Source organism: Halolamina salina (assembly GCF_042678005.1).
GTDB lineage: Archaea > Halobacteriota > Halobacteria > Halobacteriales > Haloferacaceae > Halolamina > Halolamina salina.
The window spans coordinates 6,500-15,633 of sequence record NZ_JBHUDH010000114.1 but is presented as its reverse complement, the minus strand read 5'-3'; the positions used below and the strand labels follow the sequence as shown (position 1 = coordinate 15,633).

Genomic DNA, 9,134 nt, shown 5'->3' with positions numbered 1-9,134 from the left:
CACGGCGAGCGAGGTCGCCGACGCGATGGGGATCTCGCGGCTCTCGGTCCAGCAGCGCTGGAAACCGCTGTTGGAGGAAGCGGGCTTCCGCCCGCCGACGTGGTAGCTACTCGGCGTCGCCGGTCGAGGCGGACTCGGCGTCGCAGGTAGAAGCCGACTCGACGCCTTCGGGCGGGAACTTCCCGCGGCCCTCGCGCTCGGGCGTGAGGTTGCCGTGGCGGTCGATCTCGCCGCTGACGATCCGCGTCGAGGAGATGCGATCGCCGTCCTCCGCGGTGACGTGGTCGACGACCTCGATGTCCAGCGGCTCGTGACCCCGCTCTCCGCGGATCTCGTTGATCCGCTCGCCGCCCTCTCGGGTCTCCGGCGAGACGATCAGGACGTCGAACTGCGGTTCGGTCGCGATGCCGGTCGGCTCCTCTAACTCCCGGATCTCGAACTCGCGGTCGTACTCCTCGGCCAGCGGCTCGAGCTCTTCCTCGAGGTCTTCCTTCCGCTCCGACCAGGGACGGACGTACCGATCGACGTGGCGTGTCTCCGGGGCGAGCGCGTCCGACGTGAGGCCGACGGTCAGATCGCCGAGTTCGAACGCTCGGCGAAACAGCTTCCGGTGACCGTCGTGAACGGGGTCGAACGTCCCCCCGATGGCGACCTGCATACCCCGGGGGTCGGGCCGCCGACGGTTAAAGCGCGGTCATTCGCTCTCGGCGGCGTCGGCCGAGTCGCTCGCGTCCGCGTCGCTGACGCCGCCGGTCGTCCCGTCGTCGGCGTCGCTGACCGAGATCGTCACGGGGCCGTCGTCGTCGCCAGTCTCGCCGCGGTCGAGCCGCTCGTCGAGGTTGAACACGGCGTTGAGCTGGCTCTGGACCTGCCCGACCGCGCCGGAGACGAGCTCGCTGGGCGAGATCGCCTCGTACTCGTAGGGGTTGTTGCCGGCGCCCTCGCTCTCCCGTTTCCCGCGGGAGACCGTCTCCTCCTCGTGGAGTTCGGCGAGCGCCTCGCGGACGGTACTCGGATAGAGTCCGGTCCCCTCGGCGACCTCCTCGCTGGTGCTGCCGGGGTGCTGTCGCAGGTAGACGTAGATCCGGGCTCGCGTCTCGGTGTCGAGCAGCCACGCCAGCAGATCGACGACGCCCTGATCGAACTCGCCGATCGCCTTGTCGGCGCCCTCCTCGATCCGTTCCCGCGCCGAGCTGATCTCGCCGTCGTCGGTTTCGGAGTCCTGGGGCATGTGTGTTCACTCGAAGGTCAGAACTCTGCGCCCAAAAACGTTTGCTGCGGGACGCGGTACCGGGTCGGCGTCGACTGGGACCGACGGGGTTGAAAAGATGCCGCGAACGGGGATTACTCCAACTCGACTTCGATCTCGTTTTCGGTCACGTGGAGGTAGGCGATGTACTTCCGCCCGTCCGTGTCGTAGTCGATGACGCCCGTGGAGGCCGTCTTGTCGAGCTGTGAGCCCGAACTCTTCAGGTCGGCGCTGAGGGTAAAATCGTCGCCCATCAGTGCGACGTAGTGGTTCGAGAGCTGGTCGATCGTGGTCGAGTCGCCGGTCTCGAACGTTCGCGGCTCGTTGGGGGCGTCGTCGTGGCCGAACGTGACGTTCTGGCTCCCCTGGTACTCCAGACTCTGGCTGGAGGTGAAGTCGAGCACGAGCGTCCCGTCGTCGCCGTTACAGTCCAGCCGGATCGGCCCGCTCGATCCGGGGACGCTCGAGTTCTTCCACTCCTGACTCGCGGAGCTGTTCGCGTAGGTGACCGTCACCGACAGCGGGCCGACGCCCTGCTTGCAGCCTTTCGAGGTCACGATGTTGTACGTGAGCGTCTTCGAGCCCGACGTGACGGTGAAATCGACCTCCTGATTGTTGAACGAGTTCCCGTTCCCCTCCGTCTCCAGCGTCACGTTGAAGTCCGAGAGCGTGTGTCCCGGGGCTTTCCCGCGGGCGGTGACCCCGTCCTCGCCGAGCACTTCGAGCATCTCGAACTTCCCGATCGTGTCGGGGGTGACCAGCTCGACGGTCGCGCGCTGGCTGTCGTGGTCGACGGTCACCTCGCCGCTGGTCCGGCTCCGGAAGAACTCGGCCCAGCCCTCGTAGAACCGGCTCTGGACGGTGACGGTGACGTTCCCGGCCGTGATCGGGTTGTCGTACGCCGTCCCGTCGGGGTACGACGCGGAGCTGTTGGGGAACACCCGCCGGGAGTCGTTCGCCTGCGTGACGACGCCGGTCGTCCGACCCGACGCCTGCCCCTCGGTGGTCACCCTGATCGCGGGCAGCGTGAGCGTCGCGCGCCGGTAGTTGAACTCCGGCGGGGAGCGCATCACGCTGCCGTTGCCGCGGCGCTCCCAGACGCCGCCACCCTGATAGGCGATCTCCGTGTCGCCGTTCCGGTAGCTCACGGAGCCGAGCGAAGCGTTGTAGATCTGCTCCTCGTTCCCGGAGCCGGTGGCGTTGTGGTGGACGACCCGGATCCAGCCCGAGTCGTTCTCGGCGACGAACTCGCCGTCGCCGGAGGGGCCGAGATCGACGCGCTGGGAGCTGCTCTCCCCGAGAGCGACGATCGCGGCCTTGGAGTCGAACTGCGTGAGCGCGTGGCCGGCCTGTGAGGTCGTCGCCGTCCGCTCGGCGTCGGCGAACGCCTGCGAGCCGATGCCGACGACGGCGCCGGTGCCGATGATGGTGATACCGAGCAGCAACACCACCCCGACGACGCTCGAAACCCCACGGTCGGTCTCCGATACCATCACTGTCGACTACAACCTCCACGGGGATATGTCCTCCTCCCACGGGAAACGTGGCTGACAGGTCCAGTCATGCGACTCCATCCTCCTCCGTGACTTCGATCGGGTTCCCGTCGGGACCGTAGATCGTCCCGGTGGCGCCGCTGAGGGTGACGTACCGGAGCGTCCCGTCGCTGCCGTCGACGTACACCACTTCCAGCCTGTCGTCGCCGACGAAGTCGATAGCGGCGACGAACGTCGGCGCCGCGCCGCCCGTCAGGGCGGTCACCGTGCTGCTGCCATCGGTGTGGCGCAGTAGTTTGACGTTGTCGCTCCCGCCGACGAACGGGACGCGGTCGGGCTCGCCGTTGGCGAACTGCCTCGGCGCCCCGACGCCGATCCCGACGGCCGTACCGACGTTCGTTCCGGTGTCGACGGTGGTGTTGTCGTCGATGTACCTGATCCGTTGGGACGTCCCGACGTACACGAGGTCGGCGTCGCCGTCGTCGTTGATGTCGCCCACGCCGGCGATGGCGTTGGCCTCGACGCCACTGCCGCCGACGGTCACCTTCTCCGGACCGCTGCCGGGGCTGACACGGTAGATCGTCGCTTCGTCGTTGCCGCCGGTGTCCGAGCGGTTCATGTAGAACACGCTCGTCTCGCCGCGCCACTCACCCACCCCGACCACCGTGCCGTAGCTGTTCTGCTGCGGGCTGTACGCCGCGTCCCCGCCGGTCAGCGTCTGGACCTGGCCGTTCGAGTCGACCAGCTTGAGCTCGTTCGAGGCGGTGACGTAGGGGACCTCCTCGACGCCGTCGTCGTCGAAATCGACCTGTTTCGGGCCGATGGCGTTGGCCTCGACCCCGTAGTCGGTGATCTCGCCGTCGGGGTGCACCGTCGACAGGTTCCCCGTGTCGGCGTCGACGTAGACCACCGCTTCGGGGGTTCTCGGTCCCTCGATCTCCCGTTTCCCGCCCACGACGAGCTCGCGGTCCTCGTCGCCGTCGGTGTCGTGGTAGCTGACGGTCACCGGGCCGCCGGGGACGGTCCGGTTCGCGACCCGGTGTTCGGTCCGGAAGCTGACGTTCCTGCTCACATCGACGTTCTCCGCGGTGACGACGATCGTGGCCAGCGCGGGCTGGTCGTCCGGGGTCGGGCGGTTCACCACCCTGATCGAGTACCCCCCGCCAGCGCCCACGTCGCTGGGGAGCCAGACGCTCAGGCGGACGGTCCCGTTTCGCATCGTCCCGGCGAGCCGGTCGGCATCCTCGAACCCGGCAGCGAGCTGTTGGCCGGTCACGGTCAGTTCGTCGGTGACGACCGCGCGCTGTTGGTTCTCGACCAGCGTCCCGCCGGCGGTCAACAGCCCCGCGATCAGGACCGCCGTGATCGACAGCGTGAGCGTGTAGCCGAGCGCCGTCGAGACGCCGCGGCGGTCCGCGGCGATCGAGGCGTCAGGCTCCGGCGCCGGGGCGTCCTCACGCATCGGCCTCACCCGGCGCGACCCGGAACTCCGACTGGTAATAGACGTTCGACGTCCGGTACGTCACCTCGAGTTCGGCGCTGTACAGCGTCCGCGTGGCGGTCGGTTCGCCGGTGCCGTCGGCGCCGGTCTCGAGGCGGTCCAGCGGTCGGTCGACCACGACGGCGTAGGTGCCGACGACCTGTTCGTTCCCGTCGGCGTCGAGCGCGTCGACGTAGCTGATCGTGTACGCCCCGGAGAGGTTACCGAAGAAGCGCAGTTCGGGGCAGTCCTCACCACCGAGCGTGCCGGCTGTGAGGTCGACCACCGCCCGGTCGTCGGCACCGGGGGCGACCGTACAACTGTTCGTGTTGCCGGCGGGATCTTCGACGGTGACCGACACGTTGTTGGAGCCGCTCTGGTGGAGGTAGGCGGCCCACTCGTCGCTGCTGTCGTTGAACGTCACCCGGAAGGAGTCGTTGACGACGGGCGTGTCCGTCGACGCGAGCGAGTCCTGCGTGACGTTCAGGCGGAACGCCCGGGCTCGGCTGTCGTTCGCGACCGTCCACGTCGTCGCGTTGCCGTCGCTCGTGAAGTTCCGGTCGCTGGACTGGGCGATCCGGGTTCCGCGCGTCGAGTCGCGCAGGTCCAGGCTTCCGTCGGCCAGCGACACCACCGCGTGGGTGCTGGCGGCTTGGCTCCAGTCGCCGACAGTGTCGCTGAAGTTCTCGCGGAGCTGCGTGTACGTGGCGCTTCCGCCGCCGTCGATATCCCCGACGGTCGTCCGCGCCATCGCGGTCGCCTCGTTCTCGTACTCGATCGCCTCGCCCGTGCCCGGGCCGGGGTCGCGGGTGGCGACGTTGCCGGTGTAGATGGCGGCGTTGAGCAGCACCGCGAGCGTCACGAATATGATCGCGAGGGCGAGCGCGCCGACGAGCATCAGTTGCCCGCGGTCGTCTACATCCGCCATACGACCACCTCCACCTCCAGCACGTTGTACACCGGGCCGTCCGGGTCGGCGTCGTACCCCAGATACGTGCTGTTCGACATCGACGTGTTCTCCAGCGTCGTGGCCGCGGGCTCGGCCCGCTGGGCCGACTCGTTGATGCGGTGGAGCACGTCGTCGTCGTACACCGTGAACGACCGGGTGGCCGTCGAGGCGTGATCCGAGGGCGAGCCCAGATCGACCAGTAGCTCGGAGTCGCGGCTGCCCTCGCCCGTGAGGTAGAACACCTTCACGTTGAACGCGATGTTGCGCTCGCGGAGCGTCCGGTTGAGCGCCACCCCGAACCCCGTCGGCGGGCCACCCCCGTGGAACCCTCCCGCTTCGGCGCCGTCGAAGTGACCGTCCTCGTCCCAGCTGAGCAGCGTCGGCACGACCGAGCCCGTCTCGGCTTCGGCCGCCAGTATCCCCTCCGCGAGCTTTGCCTGTTGGTTCTCGATGTGCTGGCTGGACGTGCTGCCGGTGAGCGGGGTGACCGCCGTGACCTGCAGCGCGAACACGATGCTGGCCAACAGCAACATCCCCGCGGTGATCGCCTCCAGCGTGCGGGCCTGTCCGCGGTCGCTCACCACGCACGCACCTCCAGCCAGTAGTTCTCGCCGTCGATGGAGACGATCCGCCGGGCGGTCGTGACCGAGACGCTGCGCGGCGGGTCGCGCCCGGCTTGGTGCGTCCCGAGCGCCGCGGTGTCGGTCGTGTTCTCGATCCGGATCTGGACCGACTGCCCGGAGTCGAGACCGAACATCCCCTGTAGCGTGGTCGCGTTCGTGTCGAACCGACAGCCGTCGGCCGCCGGATCGGTGCCGTTCAGCTGCTCGAAGAACGCGACCGTACAGTCGCGGTCGAGCACGTACGGCTCCTCGGGCGTCCCCAGACGCTCGGTCGCCAGCGAGGTGGCGACCCGGTCGGCGACCTGCGTGTCGCCGGCGCCGAGAAACGGCGAGAACATCCCCGGGATCGTGGCCACGACGAACGTGACCGCCACGAGGAAGATCCCCACGCCGATGGCGTAGTCGAGCACGGTCTGGCCACGCCCGTCGTCGACGAACTCCCGGCGGCTCATACGACCACCACCCAGACCGCCAGCGCCAGCGTCTGCAGGATCACGACGAACTTCACTCCCGAGATGATCTGGGCGTCGCGGATGTACCCCGAGATGATCCCCGAGAGGACCGCCTGCAGCGTCACCGCGTGGAAGAACAGCAGCGAGAGCAGCTGGGTGTCGATGCTGGCGCCGAAGCTTATCCCGCTGCCGCCCGCGGAGCCGCCACCGCCGCTCCCACCCATCGACGCCATCGTGTCGAGGAACTGGACCTTCAGGATCGCCATCACCGCGAGCAGGGTGAGGTAGGTCATCAGGATGATCGCGACCTGCATCCGGGTGCGGGACTTGCGCTCGCGCTCGATGTCGTCCTGGTTCTCGGAGGACTGGGCCGCGGTCGACAGCACGTCGGTGATCTGACTCGACGCCTCCTGTGCCTCGGAAATCAGCTTGATCGTCCGGGCCAGCCGCGGGATGTGGTACTTGTTGTTGAACTCGACCATCGCCTCCCGCAGGCTCATCCCGTAGTTCACCTTCGCGTACATCACCTCGAACTCGTCGGCCAGCTTGCCCGTCGACGTGTCCGAGACCGTCTGGATCGACTCCAGCAGCGTCTGCCCGGTGTCGTTGGCCGAGGAGAGCTTCCGGAGGTTCTCCGAGAGCTTCCCGGTGATCGATCGCCGGGTGAGCCCGTTCCACTCGTAGAACACCGACAGCGGGAGGAGCACCATGTACGAGGGGATGTAGTACCACGCGAACGTCCCCCAGATCGGGTTCGAGATCATCCCGTCCCACGCCGTCGGCACCGCGCCGTTGATGAACAGGACGCCCACCACCGCGGCCGCCGTCGGCAGCGTGAGCGCCAGCGTGAACAGGGGGTTGTCCCGGAAGAAGATGTGCGGCGCCGACAGTAGCTGTCTCGTCTTGTAGTTCCCCTCGCGGGACTTGATGCGGTTGAACACGCTGAACCGTCCCGTGAACGCCTCGATCAGGCCGAGGTGGATCAGCCCCTCCCGCTGGCTGGCTTCGAGGCGCTCGCTCCCGTCCTGCGGCGAGAGGTAGCCGTCGCCGGGTTCGTCCTGTTTCACCGTCGAGATCATCACGAGGAACCCGACCCCCGTCAGCGGGATCAGCGCGTAGACGGTGCCGTAGATGAGCATCTCTCGGCCGCTGCCCATCATGCTCATGACCACGAGAATGATGATCAGCAAAAGCGGGAACAGCGACAGCGTCATGTACATCTCGCCGAACAGCTCCAGGGTCTCCAGCGTGGTCTCCTGCTCCTGTTTGGCGGTGCGCATGTGCTTCTCCTTCTTGTCGTAGAGGAACTGCTCCATGTCACCCCCGGAGTTGATGATCGAGAGCATGTCCGTGAGGAACTGCGAGAGTTCGTCGCTGGGGGTCTCCATCGACTGCTTGCGCACCGCGTTCCGGTAGTCGGTGCCGAAGTACTCCGTCTCGTTGACGATGCTCTGGAACTCCTTTGCGACCTCGCCGTACGTGTCGTCGGCCTCGGCCATCGACTCGAGGATCTCCAGTTGGTTCAGCCCCCCGACCGACAGCGCGTACATGTAGGAGACGGAGTCGGAGAGCAGCATGTTGATCTCCCGCTTGCGTCCGGACGCTCGGGAGTAGGGGATCGCCGCCAGCGTCCCGAACCCCATCCCGAACCCGATGCTCCCGAACACGAGTCCCGACAGCAGGATCGCGATCGGGACCGTCGCGGACTTGAGCATCGCGGCGGTTTGGGCGCTCCCGACGGGGATGCCGAGGCTGAGCGACTCCGGGGTCACCAGCCCGAACTCGAAGATCGCCCAGCCGAGCAGGCTGCCGAAGCCCCAGAGCAGGCCGCCGACGAGCACCCCGACCGCGAGCGCCCGGGAGAGGTAGAGCTCGACCGCCTGATTCATCCGGGCCTCGGTCAGCTTCTCCTCGACGTTGCCGACGAAGTCCCCCTCCGTGTCGAACAGGAGGCGGTACAGCGGGTAGAACGCGTCCGCCAGCGTTCCCCAGTCTTCGTCGCGGCCGTCGCCGAGTTCCAGACTCATCTACTCCTCTCCCTCCTCGTCGTCGGAGCTTTTGAACAGGTCGTCCGGGTCGTCGTCCGACGAGGTCTGGAACAGGTCGCTCGGGTCGTCTCCATCGGACGGGCTTTTGAACAGGTCGTCGATGTCGTCGGGTTCGTCGTCCTGATCTTCGTCGTCCTGATCGTCGTCATCCCGTTCGTCGTCGTTGTCGTTCGATTCGTCGTCCAACTCACCGAGGTCGTCGTCCGACTCCTCGGGCTCGTCGAGACCGGCACCCAGACCGTCGGGGTCGTCACCCAGATTGTCAGGCTCGTCGTCCAAACTGTCCGAGCGGCCGTCCGGACCCCCATTCAGACCGTCGGAGTCGTCGGTCAGTTCGTCGTCCGGACTGTCGGGGTCGTCCTCCGGATCGTCATTCTGACCGCCGAGGCCGTCGTCCAACTCACGGGGGCCGTCGAACTCGTCGCCCGGATTCTCGTCCAGATCGTCGCTCCCGTCGTCTTGACCGTCGCCCAGTTCGACGGGTTCGTCGTCTCGACCCTCGTCGGGTTCGTCGAACCCGCCGTCCAGATCCTCATCCGGCTCACCGGGTTCGTCGTCCAGCCCGCCGAGCCCGTCGTCTCGACCCTCGTCCAGTTCGTCGGGTTCGTCGGGTTCATCGGTGAGTTCGCCGGCTTCGTCGTCCAGACCGTCGTCGACCTTACCGGATCCGTCGTCGGAGGAGCCGAACGGCTCCGGCTCCGGACGGACGGTCAGATCGCTCGGGTCGTCCCATCCGGCGTCGTCCTCGTCCCACTGGATCGGCGGCTCGTCGTCCTCCTTGTCGGGATCGTCGTCGAGATCGTCGTCAAGGTCGTCGGGATCTTCGCCCCACTGGATTGC

General features: G+C 67.4%; 9 protein-coding genes and 1 pseudogene. 1 reads left to right on the top strand and 9 read right to left on the bottom strand.

Annotation, left to right across the window (positions count from 1 at the left end):
• A pseudogene (locus tag ACFR9S_RS10130) lies at positions 1-106 on the top strand (transcription initiation factor IIB family protein); the annotation flags it as partial.
• Here ACFR9S_RS10130 and ACFR9S_RS10125 read toward each other — a convergent pair.
• From ACFR9S_RS10125 to ACFR9S_RS10085, 9 genes are all read right to left on the bottom strand, one after another.
• Positions 107-658, bottom strand: coding sequence for a phosphopantetheine adenylyltransferase (locus tag ACFR9S_RS10125; protein ID WP_379730694.1), 552 nt, complete (start codon positions 656-658; stop codon positions 107-109).
• Between the two features lie 36 nt (positions 659-694).
• On the bottom strand, positions 695-1,231 hold the full coding sequence (locus ACFR9S_RS10120) for a helix-turn-helix domain-containing protein (RefSeq protein WP_379730693.1): 537 nt from the start codon (positions 1,229-1,231) through the stop codon (positions 695-697).
• A gap of 113 nt (positions 1,232-1,344) precedes the next feature.
• On the bottom strand, positions 1,345-2,742 hold the full coding sequence (locus tag ACFR9S_RS10115; RefSeq protein WP_379730692.1) for a DUF7289 family protein: 1,398 nt from the start codon (positions 2,740-2,742) through the stop codon (positions 1,345-1,347).
• 67 nt (positions 2,743-2,809) lie between these two features.
• Positions 2,810-4,204 carry a DUF7266 family protein gene (locus ACFR9S_RS10110; protein ID WP_379730691.1) on the bottom strand — a complete coding sequence of 465 codons (1,395 nt, stop codon included), beginning with the start codon at positions 4,202-4,204 and terminating at the stop codon, positions 2,810-2,812.
• Positions 4,197-5,150 carry a DUF7261 family protein gene (locus ACFR9S_RS10105; protein ID WP_379730690.1) on the bottom strand — a complete coding sequence of 318 codons (954 nt, stop codon included), beginning with the start codon at positions 5,148-5,150 and terminating at the stop codon, positions 4,197-4,199. Before ACFR9S_RS10105 ends, ACFR9S_RS10110 begins: the two co-directional genes overlap by 8 nt.
• Complete coding sequence (locus ACFR9S_RS10100) at positions 5,138-5,752, bottom strand: DUF7288 family protein (RefSeq protein WP_379730689.1); 615 nt, start codon at positions 5,750-5,752, stop codon at positions 5,138-5,140. The genes ACFR9S_RS10105 and ACFR9S_RS10100 overlap by 13 nt, the downstream gene beginning before the upstream one ends.
• Positions 5,749-6,246: a DUF7287 family protein gene (locus ACFR9S_RS10095; protein ID WP_379730688.1), complete on the bottom strand. Its 498-nt coding sequence runs from the start codon at positions 6,244-6,246 to the stop codon at positions 5,749-5,751. The genes ACFR9S_RS10100 and ACFR9S_RS10095 overlap by 4 nt, the downstream gene beginning before the upstream one ends.
• Entirely contained in the window at positions 6,243-8,273 is a 2,031-nt protein-coding gene (locus ACFR9S_RS10090; protein ID WP_379730687.1) for a type II secretion system F family protein, read from the bottom strand. Before ACFR9S_RS10090 ends, ACFR9S_RS10095 begins: the two co-directional genes overlap by 4 nt.
• The coding region (locus ACFR9S_RS10085; RefSeq protein ID WP_379818544.1) for a hypothetical protein at positions 8,274-9,134 on the bottom strand (861 nt) is incomplete at its 5' end.

What these genes read in the sequence shown, in the direction of transcription:
- ACFR9S_RS10125 (WP_379730694.1), bottom strand. Translation starts at nt 658, where the DNA reads ATGCAGGTCGCCATCGGGGGGACGTTCGACCCCGTTCACGACGGTCAC.
- ACFR9S_RS10120 (WP_379730693.1), bottom strand. Translation starts at nt 1,231, where the DNA reads ATGCCCCAGGACTCCGAAACCGACGACGGCGAGATCAGCTCGGCGCGG.
- ACFR9S_RS10115 (WP_379730692.1), bottom strand. Translation starts at nt 2,742, where the DNA reads ATGGTATCGGAGACCGACCGTGGGGTTTCGAGCGTCGTCGGGGTGGTG.
- ACFR9S_RS10110 (WP_379730691.1), bottom strand. Translation starts at nt 4,204, where the DNA reads ATGCGTGAGGACGCCCCGGCGCCGGAGCCTGACGCCTCGATCGCCGCG.
- ACFR9S_RS10105 (WP_379730690.1), bottom strand. Translation starts at nt 5,150, where the DNA reads ATGGCGGATGTAGACGACCGCGGGCAACTGATGCTCGTCGGCGCGCTC.
- ACFR9S_RS10095 (WP_379730688.1), bottom strand. Translation starts at nt 6,246, where the DNA reads ATGAGCCGCCGGGAGTTCGTCGACGACGGGCGTGGCCAGACCGTGCTC.
- ACFR9S_RS10090 (WP_379730687.1), bottom strand. Translation starts at nt 8,273, where the DNA reads ATGAGTCTGGAACTCGGCGACGGCCGCGACGAAGACTGGGGAACGCTG.